General features: G+C 62.0%; 17 protein-coding genes. 3 read left to right on the forward strand and 14 right to left on the reverse strand.

What is annotated here, in order from left to right; genetic code table 11:
* The first annotated feature begins 80 nt into the window (after positions 1 to 80).
* On the forward strand, positions 81 to 248 hold the full coding sequence (locus tag GPL81_RS31150; protein WP_178122627.1) for a hypothetical protein: 168 nt from the start codon (positions 81 to 83) through the stop codon (positions 246 to 248).
* Positions 249 to 326: 78 nt separating this feature from the next.
* Here GPL81_RS31150 and GPL81_RS24315 read toward each other — a convergent pair whose 3' ends face one another.
* Positions 327 to 1,076, reverse strand: coding sequence for a TerC family protein (locus tag GPL81_RS24315; RefSeq protein WP_096510026.1), 750 nt, complete (start codon positions 1,074 to 1,076; stop codon positions 327 to 329).
* A 29-nt stretch (positions 1,077 to 1,105) separates the two neighbouring features.
* On the reverse strand, positions 1,106 to 1,348 hold the full coding sequence (locus tag GPL81_RS24320; protein WP_160108772.1) for a hypothetical protein: 243 nt from the start codon (positions 1,346 to 1,348) through the stop codon (positions 1,106 to 1,108).
* Between the two features lie 135 nt (positions 1,349 to 1,483).
* On the opposite strand from GPL81_RS24320, the gene nhaR reads away from it, so the two are divergent.
* Positions 1,484 to 2,383 (forward strand): transcriptional activator NhaR, encoded by a 900-nt coding sequence (nhaR, locus tag GPL81_RS24325; RefSeq protein ID WP_160108773.1) that lies wholly within the window; start codon positions 1,484 to 1,486, stop codon positions 2,381 to 2,383.
* On the opposite strand, the gene GPL81_RS24330 is transcribed toward nhaR, so the two are convergent.
* Complete coding sequence (locus GPL81_RS24330) at positions 2,370 to 3,530, reverse strand: MFS transporter (RefSeq protein WP_096510023.1); 1,161 nt, start codon at positions 3,528 to 3,530, stop codon at positions 2,370 to 2,372. The two genes, nhaR and GPL81_RS24330, sit on opposite strands and share 14 nt — an antisense overlap.
* 279 nt (positions 3,531 to 3,809) lie before the next feature.
* Between GPL81_RS24330 and sstT the strand changes: the two genes are divergently transcribed.
* Positions 3,810 to 5,042: a serine/threonine transporter SstT gene (gene sstT, locus GPL81_RS24335; protein WP_160108774.1), complete on the forward strand. Its 1,233-nt coding sequence runs from the start codon at positions 3,810 to 3,812 to the stop codon at positions 5,040 to 5,042.
* A gap of 114 nt (positions 5,043 to 5,156) precedes the next feature.
* On the opposite strand, the gene GPL81_RS24340 is transcribed toward sstT, so the two are convergent.
* From GPL81_RS24340 to GPL81_RS24390, 11 genes are all read right to left on the reverse strand, one after another.
* Complete coding sequence (locus GPL81_RS24340; protein WP_096510021.1) at positions 5,157 to 5,666, reverse strand: DUF1993 domain-containing protein; 510 nt, start codon at positions 5,664 to 5,666, stop codon at positions 5,157 to 5,159.
* A 198-nt stretch (positions 5,667 to 5,864) separates the two neighbouring features.
* Positions 5,865 to 6,740, reverse strand: a complete 876-nt coding sequence (locus GPL81_RS24345) for an SDR family oxidoreductase (RefSeq protein ID WP_160108776.1) — start codon at positions 6,738 to 6,740, stop codon at positions 5,865 to 5,867.
* Positions 6,741 to 6,891: 151 nt separating this feature from the next.
* The gene (locus GPL81_RS24350) at positions 6,892 to 8,040 is read right to left on the reverse strand and encodes an acetyl-CoA C-acetyltransferase (RefSeq protein WP_160108777.1); all 1,149 of its coding nucleotides are present in this window, start codon (positions 8,038 to 8,040) and stop codon (positions 6,892 to 6,894) included.
* Between the two features lie 160 nt (positions 8,041 to 8,200).
* Complete coding sequence (locus GPL81_RS24355; protein ID WP_160108778.1) at positions 8,201 to 9,256, reverse strand: acyl-CoA dehydrogenase family protein; 1,056 nt, start codon at positions 9,254 to 9,256, stop codon at positions 8,201 to 8,203.
* A 10-nt stretch (positions 9,257 to 9,266) separates the two neighbouring features.
* Positions 9,267 to 10,433 (reverse strand): acyl-CoA dehydrogenase family protein, encoded by a 1,167-nt coding sequence (locus GPL81_RS24360; RefSeq protein ID WP_160108839.1) that lies wholly within the window; start codon positions 10,431 to 10,433, stop codon positions 9,267 to 9,269.
* Positions 10,434 to 10,443: 10 nt separating this feature from the next.
* Entirely contained in the window at positions 10,444 to 11,199 is a 756-nt protein-coding gene (locus GPL81_RS24365; RefSeq protein WP_160108779.1) for an enoyl-CoA hydratase family protein, read from the reverse strand.
* A 12-nt stretch (positions 11,200 to 11,211) separates the two neighbouring features.
* Positions 11,212 to 12,279 (reverse strand): NAD(P)H-dependent flavin oxidoreductase, encoded by a 1,068-nt coding sequence (locus tag GPL81_RS24370; RefSeq protein WP_160108781.1) that lies wholly within the window; start codon positions 12,277 to 12,279, stop codon positions 11,212 to 11,214.
* Positions 12,280 to 12,281: 2 nt separating this feature from the next.
* Positions 12,282 to 13,154, reverse strand: coding sequence for an enoyl-CoA hydratase (locus GPL81_RS24375; protein WP_160108782.1), 873 nt, complete (start codon positions 13,152 to 13,154; stop codon positions 12,282 to 12,284).
* A 23-nt stretch (positions 13,155 to 13,177) separates the two neighbouring features.
* Positions 13,178 to 13,966 (reverse strand): CoA-transferase subunit beta, encoded by a 789-nt coding sequence (locus tag GPL81_RS24380; RefSeq protein ID WP_160108783.1) that lies wholly within the window; start codon positions 13,964 to 13,966, stop codon positions 13,178 to 13,180.
* A 12-nt stretch (positions 13,967 to 13,978) separates the two neighbouring features.
* Positions 13,979 to 14,860: a CoA transferase subunit A gene (locus GPL81_RS24385; RefSeq protein ID WP_160108784.1), complete on the reverse strand. Its 882-nt coding sequence runs from the start codon at positions 14,858 to 14,860 to the stop codon at positions 13,979 to 13,981.
* Positions 14,861 to 14,871: 11 nt separating this feature from the next.
* Positions 14,872 to 15,768 carry a VOC family protein gene (locus tag GPL81_RS24390; protein WP_160108785.1) on the reverse strand — a complete coding sequence of 299 codons (897 nt, stop codon included), beginning with the start codon at positions 15,766 to 15,768 and terminating at the stop codon, positions 14,872 to 14,874.
* Positions 15,769 to 15,848: the final 80 nt, after the last annotated feature.

A 15,848-nucleotide genomic window follows, 5' to 3' on the forward strand; every position in this document is an offset into this window, starting at 1 on the left:
CAATAGCGTGCAACATGCCAGCGACTAGACTGTCACTTGCAAAGCGTGTGTGCCCGCGGCAGGGCAAAGAGGAGGCACCGATGAGCCTGACAATGACAATCGTGATGTTGATTTCCAGCTGGCTGGCGGTTGCCGCCGCCATGTTATGGGGGGTTCTGCGCATTACCCGCCGTCATCATCACCCTGCCCAGCCCGCACCTTTGACGAAAACCGATAAAACCGCCGTGCATCACGCCTCCGCCCACTGATTGGCATTTTTCCACCGCACAAAAAAATCGGCCGCCTGGACTCTTGTGAGTTCAGGCGGCCGTTTTATTCAGCGCCGGTCAGGCTTCAGCGGTTACGCGCTTCTGCTTCGCCCGCCGGGACATCATGTTCAACACCTCGATCGCAGCCGAGAACGCCATGGCCGCATAGACGTAACCTTTCGGTACGTGGGCGCCGAAGCCTTCGGCGATCAGCGTCATGCCAATCATGATCAGGAAGCCCAGGGCCAACATCACCACCGTCGGGTTGTCATTGATGAATTTGGCCAGCGGGTCAGCGGCCAGCAACATCACCAGTACCGACACCACCACCGCGATGATCATGATCGGCAAATGCTCGGTCATGCCGACAGCGGTAATGATGCTGTCGATGGAGAACACCATGTCCAGCATCAGGATCTGGCCGATCGCGGCGGCAAAGCCCAGGGTCACGGTTGAGGTCGCGGACTTCGGATCTTCCGGCGCCGGGTCCATGCTGTGATGAATCTCGGTGGTTGCCTTCCACAACAGGAACAGACCGCCGGCAATCAGGATCATGTCTTTCCAGGAGAACGCCTGGCCGAAGATGTCAATCACAGGCTCGGTTAACTGGACGATGAACGCGATGGTGCTCAACAGGCCCAGGCGCAGGATCAGCGCCATGCCGATACCGATACGACGAGCCTTCTGCCGGTGCTGCTCGGGCAACTTGTTGGTCAGAATCGAGATGAAGATCAGGTTATCGATGCCGAGCACGATTTCCATCACCACCAGGGTGGCCAGGGCGACCCACGCTGCGGGGCTGGCGGCTAGCTGTAAAAGGTATTCCATGGGTCAGTCCTGACTCGCTGTAAGACGGTTTAGATTTCCTGGGACGAAGATTCGGTTTTTTCCGCGTCTTTTTCCGATGATTCCTTTTTGCCGATCAACCCGCCGGCCGCATCACTGAGCGCTTGTTCGGCGGCTTTGTGGGTATCGTCGATAGCCTGTTTGGCACTTTCGGCAGCCTTGCCCATCAGTTGCTGAGCGCTTTTTTCGGCCTGTTCGCAACCGGCCAGAACCAGTAACGACGCAATCAGCAGCGCCGTGGATTTGAGCTTCATGATCTTTTCCTCGATAGAACAAACGGCGCCGCAACGATGGCCCGTTGATAGCGATGCATTCTAGAGAGATGAACACTTCAGGAAAATTCGTATTTTCAGCGGTTATACTTCGGTTTTTACGAACTGTAGATCACCATGCTCAACTATCGGCAATTGCATTACTTCTGGGTGGTGGCCAAGACCGGCAGCATCGTACGCGCCTGCGAGCAGTTGAACCTGACGCCCCAGACCATCAGCGGGCAGATATCGCTGCTCGAACACACCTACGGCATCGAATTGTTTCGCCGGGTAGGCCGGCAACTTGAACTCACCGAAGCCGGGCGCCAGACCCTGCCCTACGCCGAACAAATGTTTCAGCTGGGTGGCGAACTGGAGTTGATGTTGCGGGCGCAACCCCATGAACAGCAGATTCTGTTTCGGGTAGGCGTCGCCGATGTGGTGCCCAAATCCATCGTCTATCGCCTGATCGCCCCGACCATGGAATTGAGCGAGCCGCTGCGCATCACCTGTCGCGAGGACAAGCTCGAACGATTGTTGGCCGACCTGGCGATCCAGCGCCTGGACCTGGTGATTTCCGACAGCCCGATGCCCTCGCACCTGGACATCAAGGGCTACAGCCAGAAACTCGGCGAATGCGGGATCAGCTTTTTCGCCACCACCGAATTGGCGGCGCGCTACGGCCAGGACTTTCCCCGCAGCCTGCACGGCGCGCCCCTGCTGATTCCCGGGCCGGAAACCGTGGTGCGCAGCCGCTTGCAACGCTGGTTCGCCGAACAGCAGGTCCAGCCGCAGATTGTCGGCGAGTTCGACGACAGCGCCTTGATGCAGGCCTTCGGCCAATCCGGCAGCGGGATTTTCATTGGCCCGAGCGTGATTGCCGATGAAGTGAAGCGCCAATATGGCGTGGAGGTGATCGGCCAGACCGACGCGGTGCGCGAGTCGTTCTACGCCATCTCGGTGGAACGCAAGGTCAAGCACCCCGGCATTGTCGCCATTACCGAAGGTGCCCGACGCGAGCTGTTTACAGCGCTGTGACGACTTCGCGGGGCTTGAAGGTCATCAACGCGATGGCCAACAGAATTGACGCGAGGATAAATCCGGCGGCGGCAAAACCCAGGCCTTGCAGGCCGACGCTGTCGATCACCCGGCCGCCGATCATGGCACCCAGGCCAATCCCGAGATTGGCCCCGGCGATGTTCAGCGACGCGGCGAACGCCGGAGCTTCGGGCGCGGCTTTCATCAGGCGCACATGACTGACCAGGAACAACGCGGCTTGCGTCACCCCCCAGATGCCCATCGCCGCGGCCAGGCCGAAGGGCGAATGAATGTTCGGCACCAGCGTCACCAGGCCGGCAATCATGAACGCGCAGAACATCATCGAGGCCACCAGCGGATGACGATCCACCGCGCGCCCGCCCAGGGAATTGCCGATCAGCCCGACCGCGCCGAATCCCATCAGGCACCAGCCGACCACTGTGCCGTTGAAGCCGGCCAGGCGCTCCAGGATATCCGCCAGGTAGGTGTAGGCCGTGAACATGCCGCTGAACACCACGATCGACAACAGCACATGTCCCACCATCAATGGGCTGCGCAGGATCTTGAACTGCGAGCGGAAGCTGACCTGATGCTGGTGCAGGTTGGTTTTCGGCAGGTAGATAAACAGCAGCAAAGCCTTGGCAAAGGCGATGAACGCCAGAATGGCGAAGGCGCTGCGCCAGCCGAACGCATCGGAAATCAAGGTGCCCACCGGAATGCCGAACACCGTGGCACAGACGATGCCGAAGCCGATCTTGGCAATGGCACGCCCGGCATAGTCCGGTCCGACGATGTCCACCGCCGTCTCACTGGCCAGCGCCCAGAACACCGGCAGACCCAATGCCGGAATCAACCGGGCAAACGCCATTACCCAGATATTCGGTGCCAGCGCCGCGAGGGTATTGGCCAGGCCGAACATGATCAGCACAGAGATGAACAGCTTGCGGCGTTCGAAGCGGGCAAAGTACGCGGTGAGGAATGGCCCGAAGGCGGCAACTGTGAAGGCGAACAGAGTCACCAGCAAACCCGCTTGGGGGATGCTGACGTCGAGGTCACGGGCGATGGCCGGCAACAGGCCGACGATGATGAATTCCGTGGTCAGCACCGTAAAACCGGCGGCCGACAACAGAAGAATGGGCAACAGCATGCAGAACTCCAGAAAACGACGACACCAGCGATAGCCCGAGGGCTCACTGGCAGACATGAAAATGAGGATGGCGAAGCTTAACAGAGTGTTTGCGAACAGGGTTGCACGAAGCTGCAAATCACGCCAGGCAATTGGGTGGCAGATCGTCACAGGCTCAAGGATCGGGACGTCGCTGTGATAAAGTCCGCGCCCCGCGAAACGTACAGCCTGTTCACCGGCCGCTTTCCGGCCTCGATGTCGCGACACCCCCGCACCCAATAAAATCCGAGATGCCGTTTTATGACCGCTTCATCCCCTTCTCTATTGCAACGCCTGAAACGCACCAGCCTGGTCACGCAGATCATCATCGGCCTGATCGCCGGGATTGCCCTGGCCCTGATTGCGCCTGAAGCGGCCAAGTCCACCGCCTTCATCGGCAAAGTCTTCGTGTCCGCGCTGAAGGCGGTCGCGCCGATTCTGGTGTTCGTCCTGGTCATGGCCTCGATCGCCAACCACAAGCACGGTCAGCAAACCCACATCCGGCCGATCCTATTCCTGTATCTGCTGGGCACGTTCGCGGCCGCCGTGGTCGCGGTGGTTGCCAGCATGATGTTCCCGTCGAGTCTCGTCCTGTCCACCCATGACGTTGCCGTCACCGCACCGGGCGGCATCGGCGAAGTGCTGCAAAGCCTGCTGCTCAGCGTGGTCGACAACCCGGTCAGTGCCCTGATGAACGCCAATTTCATCGGCATTCTGGCCTGGGCGATCGGCATGGGCATCGCCATTCGCCATGCCGGTGATACCACGCGCGAAGTGCTGGGCGACCTCTCCAACGGTGTGACAGTGATTGTGCGCCTGGTCATTTGCTTTGCGCCGCTGGGGATTTTTGGCCTCGTAGCCTCGACTCTGGCCACGTCAGGTTTCGGCGCCCTGATCGGCTACGCGCATCTGCTGGCCGTGTTGCTGGGCTGCATGCTGTTCGTGGCCTTGGTGATGAACCCGGTCATCGTGTTCTGGAAGCTGCGCCGCAACCCGTATCCACTGGTGCTGATGTGCCTGCGCGAAAGCGGCATCACCGCGTTTTTCACCCGCAGTTCGGCGGCGAACATTCCGGTCAACCTTGAGCTGAGCAAGCGCCTGGGCCTGCATGAAGACACTTACTCGGTGTCGATCCCGCTCGGCGCCACCATCAACATGGCCGGCGCGGCGATCACTATCACTGTGCTGACTCTGGCGGCGGTGCACACCCTGGGCATTGCCGTGGACATTCCCACGGCCATTCTGCTGAGCGTCGTCGCGGCTATTTGTGCCTGTGGCGCCTCGGGCGTGGCCGGTGGTTCGCTGCTGCTGATCCCGCTGGCGTGCAGCCTGTTCGGCATCCCCAGCGAAATCGCCATGCAGGTGGTGGCGGTCGGCTTCATTATTGGTGTGCTGCAGGATTCGGCGGAGACGGCGTTGAATTCGTCCACTGACGTATTGTTCACGGCAGCGGCTTGCCTGGGTGAAGAGGCAAAAGCCCAACGATTGGCTTAACACCCAACCCTGTAGGAGCGAGCCTGCTCGCGATGGTGTGTCAGCCAACACGTACCCGGCTGACACTCCATCGCGAGCAGGCTCGCTCCTACAGTTTTTTTGTAGCCGGGCGGTTTAGAACGCGCCCATGTAATCGCGCTTGCCCACTTCCACACCGTTATGACGCAGCAGCGCATAAGTGGTGGTGACGTGGAAGAAGAACTGCGGCAGGCCGTAGGTCAGCAGGTAAGCCTGGCCGGAAAAGCGCTTCTCTTTCGGCGTGCCCGGACGGGTCACGATTTCGATGCCTTCCTTGCCGTTGATCTGCTCCGGTTTGATCTCACCAATGAACGCCAGCACCTTGGCGATCAACGCTTGTAGCTCGGCGAAGGTGGTTTCGGTGTCGTCGTACTTCGGCAATTCGACTTCAGCCAGACGCGCGGACACGCCTTTGGCGAAATCAACGGCGATCTGCACCTGACGCACCAGTGGGAACATGTCCGGGTACAGGCGGGCTTGCAGGAAGGCGTTCGGGTCGATGTTCTTGGCGGTGGCGTGGGCTTCGGCCTTGTTCAGCACATCGCTCAGGGCGTTGAGCATCTGTTTGAAAACCGGAACGGAAGCGTCATACAGGGAAATGGTCATGGCAGGTCTCATGGTGTGACGGAGGGAAACATCAGCCACCTGTAGGAGCGAGCCTGCTCGCGATGAACCACCAGACACCACGGGTCATCAGACAACCCGCGTTATCGTTGACGACCATCGCGAGCAGGCTCGCTCCTACAGGGGATCGTATAGTGGGCCGATTATAGCCATGCATGGCCCTTCCCAGACTGCTCTTTTTCAGCTGCCGTACACCTTTGCCGCCGGAACCGCCTGAGTCAGCAGTTGAGCGACCGCGTCACCCATCTCACCAACCGCCCAGCGACCCTTGCGATCCAGTTCAGGACCTCGACGCCAGCCGTCGGCAATCGACAACTTGCCGCCCTCGATTTCGAACATCTGGCCGGTGACATCGGCAGACGCCTCGGACCCGAGCCACACCACCAGCGGCGCAACGTTTTCCGGGGCGAAGTAATCAAAGCCCTCCTCCGGCTTCTTCATGGTCTCGGCAAACACCTGCTCGGTCATCCCGGTTCGCGCCGCCGGAGCGAGGGCGTTGACGGTAATCCCGTAGCGTCCCAGTTCCGCCGCCTGTACCAACGTCAACGAAGCAATCCCACCCTTGGCCGCCGCATAGTTGGACTGGCCGATGGAACCCTGCAACCCGGCGCCGGAACTGGTGTTGATAATCCGCGCATTGACCTTTGCGCCACCCTTGGCCTGCTCACGCCAATACTTGGCGGCATGACTGGCGATACAGAAATGGCCTTTCAGATGCACGGCCACCACCGCATCCCAATCGGCCTCTGTGAGGCTGGCGAACATGCGGTCGCGGCAGATGCCGGCGTTGTTGACCACTACATTCAGTCCGCCGAAGGTTTCGATGGCCTGGCGCACGATGAGCGCCGCCGAGTCATAGCGGGTGATGTCGTCGCTGTTGGCCACGGCGCTGCCGCCCTGACCGAGGATTTCGCCGACCACGGCCAGTGCCGCCTCACGATTGATGTCATTGACCACCACTTTGGCGCCCTCGGCGGCAAAGGCCAGCGCATAGGCCCGGCCCAGACCACCACCGGCGCCAGTAATGATCACCACGCGGTTTTCACAGATTTTCATGTTGTTATTCCTTCCTGGTCGACGGGTTCCCTGTAGGAGCGAGCCTGCTCGCGATGACGGCGGCACATCCGACATCCATGTGACAGACATACCGTCATCGCGAGCAGGCTCGCTCCTACAGGGTCAGGGTGTTTCTTGAAATCGGGTTCGCTTACAACCGCTCGATAATCGTCACATTGGCCTGGCCACCGCCTTCGCACATGGTCTGCAAGCCATAGCGACCGCCGCTGCGTTCCAGTTCATGCAACAGGCTGCACATCAACCGCGTGCCAGTGGCTCCCAACGGATGGCCGAGGGCAATCGCGCCGCCGTTGACGTTGGTTTGTTCATGGGGATAGCCGGTCTCCTTGAGCCAGGCCATGGCCACCGAGGCGAAGGCTTCGTTGATTTCCACCCGGTCGATGTCTTCGAGCCGCATGCCGGCGCGTTTCAGTGCATAGGCGGTGGCCGGGATCGGCGCGGTGAGCATCCAGATCGGGTCTTCGGCGCGCACGCTCAGGTGGTGAATGCGTGCACGGGGCGTCAGCCCGTAACGCTTGAGCGCCGCTTCGGAAACGATCAGCATCGCGCTGGCCGCATCGCAGGTCTGGCTCGATACCGCCGCCGTCACCCGGTCGCAGCCGAACAGAAACTCCAGTTCGGCCATTTTTTCCAGGCTGGTCTGGCGCGGCGTTTCATCGTGCAACACACCGGCCAGCGGTACGATTTCGCGGCTGAACCGGCCTTGTTCGATGGCGCGCAAGGCCCGCTGATGGGACTCCAGCGACCAGGCTTCCAGCTGGGCCCGGGACAGGTCCCACTTTTCAGCGATCATCTGCGCCGAACGAAACTGTGTCGGTGGTTGTGCACCATAACGGCGGACCCAGCCTTCGGAACCGCTGAACGGATCGCTGAAGCCCAGGGGCTCGGCGGCGATCATCGCCGAAGAGATCGGGATCTGGGTCATGGTCTGCACACCACCGGCCACGACCACGTCCTGGGTACCGCTCATGATCGCCTGCGCCGCGAAGTGCACCGCTTGCTGGGACGAACCGCACTGGCGGTCGATGGTGGTGCCGGGCACCGATTGCGACAGGCCGGCAGCCAGCCAACTGGTGCGGGCGATGTCCCCGGCCAACGGGCCGATGGTGTCGACACAGCCGAAAATCACATCGTCGTAATCGTCGTCGGGGATGGCATTGCGCTCAACCAGCGAGCGCAACACATGGGCGCCCAGGTCGGCGGCGTGAATCTGGCTCAAACCACCCTTGCGCCGTCCGGTGGGCGTGCGCAGGGCGTCGACTATGTAGGCTTCAGGCATGGTTTACCTCGGTGAAAAGAATTGGAGCCTTGCACGGTCATCAACATCGACCGATAACCTGTAGGAGCAAGGCTTGCCCGCGATGGCGGAGTGTCAGTCAACATTGATGTGGCTGACACTCCGCCATCGCGGGCAAGCCTTGCTCCTACAGGGGATGTGATCAAAAGGTATTTCCGGCACCCAACGCGCGATTGCCATCGAACAGCGCCCCGCGAATCCGCCCTTTGTGCAACCCGCGATCACCCCAGACCTTGTCCAGCGCCCAGGCGCGTTTCATGAACAGATGCAGGTCGACTTCCCAGGTGTACCCCATCGCGCCGTGGGCCTGGATGGTGTTTTTCGCGGCCAGCATGGCCGCTTCCGCCGTCGCCAGTTTGGCGTGGGACACCAGCACGTCCTGCCCTGCCTGCTGCCCGGCGACGGCATGAGCGGCGCGATACAACGGGCCTTTGGCGAATTCGATCTGCACCGCGACATTGGCCATCAAATGCTTGACCGCCTGGAACGAACCGACTGGTTTGCCGAACTGCTTGCGCTCGAAGGTGTAGTCCACCGCCAGGTCGACCATGCGCTTGGCCAGCCCCAGCAATTGAGCGGCACTACCGAGGGCGCCGCGGTTGACCGCAGCGGCCCACAAACGACGGCCCTGTTCACCGCTGGCAACGCAGGTAGCAGGCGCCGGCGTCCACTGGACCTGGAACAACTGGCGGCTGGGGTCGACCGATACGTTACGCGTCAGGCTCACTGCTTCACGCTCAACCGCATGCACTTCATCGCCATGGGCCAGCAACAACAGATCCGCAACATGGGCATCGCTGACCAGCGGGTTACCCGGCTCGCCAATCGCCAGTCGCGCACTGCCCTGCGCAACCCGCGACAACCAGTGCTGCTTGAGTGCTGCGTGTCGATCATCGAGTGCGGCAAGCAACGGCACACCGACCAGCATCGTCTCCACCAACGGCTCGGGCAGCCCAGCATAACCACATTCCTGGGCGATCAGAATGAAGTCCAGTTCATTGAGACCCATGCCATCGTGCGCCTCGGGCACCGTCAGGGCGGTCAGGCCCAGCTCCACCAGTTGCGCCCACAGCTCGTCACTGCGCCCGCTGTCGCTCTGCCACAGTTCGCGAATGCGCTCCGGGGTGACTTCATTGATCAGAAAACTTCTGACGCTGTCCTGAAACAGCAGTTGATCGCGGCTGAAACTAAAGTCCATGGTCTCTTCCTCAGGCGCGCGGCATGCCGAGCATGCGTTCGGCAATGATGTTGCGCTGGATCTCGTTGGTGCCGGCGTAGATCGGCCCGGCCTGGGCAAACAGGAAACCTTCCAGCCAATGACCGACATCGCCGGCCGCCGGCGCTTCGGGCAGCAGCTCGCCGCGCAGGCCGAGGATGCTCAGGGCGGTGTCGTGCATGCGCTGATCCAGTTCCGACCAGAAGATCTTGTTGGTCGAAGATTCCGGGCCGATCTTGCCGCCCTGCACCAATTGCGAGGCGGTCATGTAGGTGCTCAGGGTGTAGGCCTCGGCGTCCAGCCAGGCACGCATCACCGCCTCGCCGATGGCCGGGTCGCGGTCGGCATGCTCGCGGTTGGCCTGATACAACTGCACCAGCCGTCGCGCGGTTTCCTGAAAACGCGCGGGTGAGCGCAGCAGCAATCCCCGTTCGAACCCGGCGGTGGACATCGCCACATGCCAGCCCATGCCCTCGCCGCCCAGGGCGTTTTCCACTGGCACTTTGACGTCATCGAAGAAGATCTCGGCGAACCCCGGCAGACCGTTGAGCTGCGGGATCGGCCGCACAGTGATCCCCGGCGTATCCAGCGGCAGCAGAATGAACGTCAGGCCGTGATGGCGCTGGGACTGCCCGTCAGTGCGAAAAATACCGAAGGCCCAATCGGCCCACACCGCGCGGGTCGACCAGGTTTTCTGACCGTTGATCACGTAGTGGTCGCCGATCCGTTCGGCTCGGGAGCGGATCGCCGCCATGTCGGAACCGGCACCCGGCTCGGACCAGGCCTGGGCCCAGATGTCTTCACCGGTGGCCATGCGCGGCAGAAAACGTGCCTTTTGTTCTTCGCTGCCGTACTCCATCAAGGTCGGGCCGAGCAGGAAGATGCCGTTCTGGTTGACCCGTGCCGGCGCCCCGGAACGGTAGTATTCCTCTTCGAAAATCAGCCACTCGATCAAGTCGCAGCCGCGCCCGCCCAGTTCGGTCGGCCAGGTCACCATGCCCCAACGGCCTTCGTTGAGTTTGGCTTCCCAGGCACGGTGCTCGGCAAAGCCCTGTTCGGTGTCGAACGATTGCAGCGGTTCACTCGGTACATTGGCCGTCAGCCAGGTTCGCGCTTCGGCACGAAAGGCCTGCTGGGCCGGGGTATAGGTCAGGTCCATGAATGTGCCTTCAGCCGTTGAATCGGGCATCGCGTTTCTCGACGAACGAGTCGCGTGCTTCCTGAGAATCCAGTGAGCGATAGGCTTCGAGGGTGAAGCCCTGCTCCCAGCGGTATTTGTCTTCGAGATTGCCGTCTTCGATGCCGGTCAGCGCTTCCTTGGCCAGGCTGATCATGCCCGGGCTCTTGGCGGCGATGGTGCGAGCGATCTGCAGGGCGGTTTCGCGCAGGTCTTCGCGCTTGACCACTTGCTCCACCGCACCGAGGCGCCAGGCTTCGGCGGCGTCGATGGCCTCGCCGGTGAAATACATGTGACGGACTTTCTGCACCGGGAACAGCCGCTGCAAATGCGCACCGCCGCCCATGGCACCGCGATCCACTTCCGGCACGCCGAAGGTGGCGCACTCGGACGCGACGATGATGTCGGCAGCGCCACAAATGCCGATGCCGCCACCGAGCACGAAGCCGTGCACGGCGACGATCACCGGTTTCGGGTTGCGATGGATCGCCTTGAAGCTGTCGTAGTTGCCCTTGTTCACCGCGACGATCAGGTTGCCGTCGGCGGCCAGTTCCTTGATATCGACCCCGGCGCAGAAGCCGCGACCTTCGGCACGGATCACGATCACCCGCACATCGCAATGACGGCCCAGATTTTCGATCTCGCTGGCGATGTCGGCCCAGCCCTGGCAGTTGAAGGCGTTGACCGGTGGCCGGTCGAACACCAGTTCGGCAATGCCGTTATCGATACTGACGCTAAATGGTTTCATGACTTTTTCCCTTCACGACACACGGCGGCACAGCTCGCCCAGGCGCGCTTCGGCGTCGCGGACGATCTGTTCAATCAATTGGGCGCAGCTGGGCAGGCTGTCGATGGAGGCGGCGATCTGCCCGGCAGGCAAAACACCCTCGGCCGGTTGCCCATCGACCATGGCTTTCTGGATCACCATCGGCGCGTTGGCGGCCATGAGGCTTTGCGCGGCGGTCAGTTCACCGGCGCCGCGCATCTTCAAGGCACTGCCGAGCAGTTGCGTCAGGCTCATGCCGGTATGGCGGCGATACGCCAGGCCACTCTGCAACGCCAGCAGCAAGCGTTTGAGGCCACCGCTTTTTTCCAGCTGATCGAGCAATTCGTTGCGGATCATCCGTTGCGGCATGCCGTCGATGGCGCGGCTGATGATGATCGCCGCCGGGTCCTTGACCGCCAGGTAACGCGCCAGCGTCGCCCGTGGTACCGGGCTGTCGGCGCACATCAGAAACCGCGTGCCCATGGCGATGCCTTCGGCGCCGTAGGCCAGCGCCGAGACCAGGCCTTTGCCGTCCTTGAAACCACCGGCTGCCACCACAGGCACCGACACGGCGTTGACCACCTGATCGAGCAGCATCGAGGTCGGCACCGAGCCGGTATGCCCGCCGCCCTCGCCGCCCTGCACGGTCACCGCATCGGCGCCCATTTCCACGGCTTTCTGTGCGTGTTTCAGGGCACCCACGGTAGGAATGCACACCACCCCGGCATCCTTCAGACGGCTGATCATTTGCTTGCCGGGCGAACGGCTGTAGCTGACCGCCCGGACTTTGTGGCGCAACACCAGCTCGACGATGTCAGCGGCGTTGGCTTGATACATATGGAAGTTCACACCGAATGGCTGATCCGTCAGGCGCCGGGTTTCAAGAATCGCCGATTCCATCTGCTGCGGCTCGATGGTCGCGCCGGCAAGAAAACCGAAGCCCCCGGCATTGCCCGTGGCCGCCACCAGTTTCGGATCGGCGACCCAGCCCATGGCGGTCTGGATGATCGGGTAGCGGCAACCGAGCAACTCGGTCAGTCGAGTGTTCAAGGAAATCGCCATGCTCACGCCCCGCCCGCTTTGCGCTGGGAACTGGCCATGGCCTTGGCGTCGTAGCCGCCAAGGCGGTCACCGGACACCAGTTCGTTGTGCGCGTGGGCGAAGTGATGCAGGCCAAAGACCATGTCCATGGTCGCGCGCTTGCCCATCAGGTCTTCAGCGTTGTTCACCGCCTGCTTGCTCAATTGCAGGCCCAGGCGTGGCATCTGCGCGATGCGCCCGGCGATGTCGAGCGTCTGTTGCTCCAGCTCATCGCGGGCGACTACCCGGTTGAGCATGCCCATCTGATAGGCACGCGGGGCCGGCATGCGTTCGCCGAGGAACAGGAACTCCTTGGCGATGCGCGGGTTCAGTTCATGCACATGGGCGAAATACTCCACACCGGGAATACCCATGCGCACCACCGGATCAGCGAAGTAAGCATCCTCACTGGCGACGATCAGGTCGCAGACCCAGGCCAGCATCAACCCGCCGGCAATGCAGGCGCCCTGGACCATGGCGATGGTCGGCTTGGGCATCTCGCGCCAGCGTCGGCACATGCCCAGGTAAACCTCCTGCTCACGGGCGTAGAGAAACTCGCCGCCCGGCTTGTTCACATGGTCGTACCACAGGCTCGCCCGGTCGAAGGTCTTGTCCACATCTCGACCGGGTGTGCCGATGTCATGCCCGGCGGAGAAATGCTTGCCGGCGCCACGCAGCACAATGACTTTCACTTCATCGTCATCGCAGGCCCGGCGAAACGCCGCGTCCAGCGCATAAGTCATCTGCGAGTTCTGCGCGTTGTGGAACTCGGGGCGGTTCATGGTGACCAGGGCCACCGCGCCGCGCACCTCGTACAACACCACCTCGGCCTGATTGTTATCGTTATCTTCAGCCATCACTTGTCTCCGCAACGCGTTGCTCAGCGTTGGCCTGGCGGGTTGTCTTTAAGTTGCAGGGCGCGCAGGTTGTGCGGGTCCAGACGCTGGATCAGTTGCAACTGCTCGGCCGTCGGGGCCGCGGTGGTCGGGCAGTCGTCCGGTACGTGAAGCTCAAACCCTGTGTTGTCCTGTACTTGCGCCGCCGTCACGCCGGGGTGCAGCGAACGGATGCGCATCTGCCGCTGCGGGCCCTGGAAATCCAGCACGCACAGGTCGGTGATGATCAGGCGGATGTCGATGTCGTCCAGCGACCAGCCACGGGCCAGGCGAGCCGGGTTGTAGCCGACCGAAGCGACCATATCGACCTCGCCTTCGACGAACACCCGGCGGTTATGGCTCGGCACGCAGAACGAGTTGGCGTGGCTGATCGAGTTGCCGGGGAAGCCGCGCACACCGAGCATCTGCGCCTTGGGCTTGGCGTAGTCACCGATGCAGGAAATGTTGGCCTGGCCGAAACGGTCGATCTGGGTCGGGCCCACCAGTGCATGACGCTTGCCGCCCCAGACGTTGTCGAAAATCCGCGAGAAGCCCATCCAGCTGTCGCGCTTGGGTTCGTAGCCATTGCGTGCGCCCAAGGGCACCGGTTCGGCAACCATGTAGGCTTCGGAATCAGTCATCAGCAGTTGCGGGTTGCTGGTGAGCATGGCCAGTGACGCGGCCAGGCGCGGGATCACGCCGATGCCGCTGGCCAACACTTCGCCGTCTTCGCGCCAGGCTTCAGAGGCCGCGCAGATCATCAACTCGGCGAGGCTATAAGTAGTCGTGTTCATCGAAAGGCTTCCTCAGAAAATCGGCAACGGCAGTTCACGGATGGCAGCCAGGCCGCCGACCTTGTCCAGGTACTGTTCGTGGGTGCAGTCAACGTAGTCACGGACGTAGCCCTGCCAGCCATCGGCCGCCTGGACCGTGGCGTTGTAAGCCTTGAAGTGCGCGACGTCGAAGCCATACAGCGGCGCGCAGGACGACGGATGCGCCCCGCCCGGCACGTGGGCCACGGCAGTGGTCAGGTTGCGTTCCCAGAACACCTGATGCGCCAGTGCCGGATCGCGGTGGAAATACGCGCTGTCCACCAGCTCATCGCAGGTCACGTAGCTGTGGGTTGCCGCGCGCACGAACAGGTCGTCCATGTAGTGATCCGGACCACTGATCTGGCATACGCCGCGCGCATCGGCGCGGTCGACGTGCACCAGCGCCGCGTCGAGCTTGAGTGCGGGCATGGCGACCCAATCCTTGCCATCGGCATAGGGTGAGGCGATCAATTTGATCTGCGGGTTGTGCCGCAGCACATCGGTGCCCAGGCCCACCGCCGTCGGAATGAACGGCACGTTCATCGCCGCCGCCCGCAGCCCGAGCAACAGCATGCCTTCGTCGATCTCCATCACTTCCAGCGCCGCTTCCTGGCGTGCCTTGCGGAAGTACGGTTCCAGAGGAATGAAATCCAGCGAGACGAAGGCGAATATCAGTTTCTTGATCTTGCCCGCCGCGCAGAGCATGCCGACATCCGCACCACCGTAGGCGACCACGGTGAGGTCCTTGAGGTCCGAGCGCAGAATCTCGCGCACCAGGGCCATGGGTTTGCGCCGCGGACCCCAGCCACCGATGCCGATGGTCATGCCGTCACGCAGCTGGCCGACGATCTCGGCCGTGGTCATTTGCTTGTTCAAGGTCATGCTCCTCATTGACGACCGACGCTGAAATCGTGGCCCCAGTGGCTGACCACGGTGCTTTCGAACGGCGTATGGCGATCCCAGTCGACCACCAGGCCATCGCAGCCGTACTCCAGATCGAACCCGGACGGCGTCTTGATGTAGAAGGAAATCATCTGGTCGTTGGTGTGCTGACCGAGAGTCGCCGAGAGCTTCACGCCGTTGGCGTGCACCCGGTCCAGGGCGCGACCGACTTCGTCCAGCGCGTTGACCTCGACCATCATGTGCACGCAACCGTGGGGCATCGGGCATTCGAAAATCGCCAGCGAGTGATGCCGGCCGTTGTTGCAGTGCAGGAAGTGGATGCGCTTTTGCGGCTCGGCCGGGTCCGGGGTGAAGCGGACTTTCATCAGGTCCGACAGGCCGAAGCCGAGTACCTGCTCGTAGAAATCCCGGCAGCGTTCGAAGCTCGGCGCCGGCAGTACCACGTGGCCCATGCCCAGATCGTTGGTGACGAAACCCTTGACCCCGACTGGCGAGACGAAACGGGCGAAGTCTTGCAACGGCCCCCAGAACAGCTCGTGCCGATTGCCATCCGGGTCGCTGAAGTGCACCAGCTCCTGGACCTTGCGCAGATCGGCTTCGGCGGTTGTGCCGCGGGTGACTTGCACATCGGCTTGCTGCAGTTCGCTGATCGCCTGTTCGAGCGCCGCCTTTCCGGCCACTTCCCAGCCGCAGGCACCGAAGCCGTTCTCGGCATTTTTCTGCACCAGCATGCGGTAATGACGATCGTCCATTTTCAGGTACAGATGCTCACCGTTATCGTCGCCGGTGACCATCATCCCCAGCACCTGGCTTGCGTAATGACGCCACTGCGCCAGGTCGCTGGACAACAGGGTGACGTAACCCAGACCACGGATATCCATGGATGCACTCCTCGTTTTGCTCAGGCCGTGCCGCCCTTCGGCGACTGCCGGGGGAGACTTTATGTGGGCCTATTCAAACG

Source organism: Pseudomonas izuensis (assembly GCF_009861505.1).
Lineage (GTDB): Bacteria > Pseudomonadota > Gammaproteobacteria > Pseudomonadales > Pseudomonadaceae > Aquipseudomonas > Aquipseudomonas izuensis.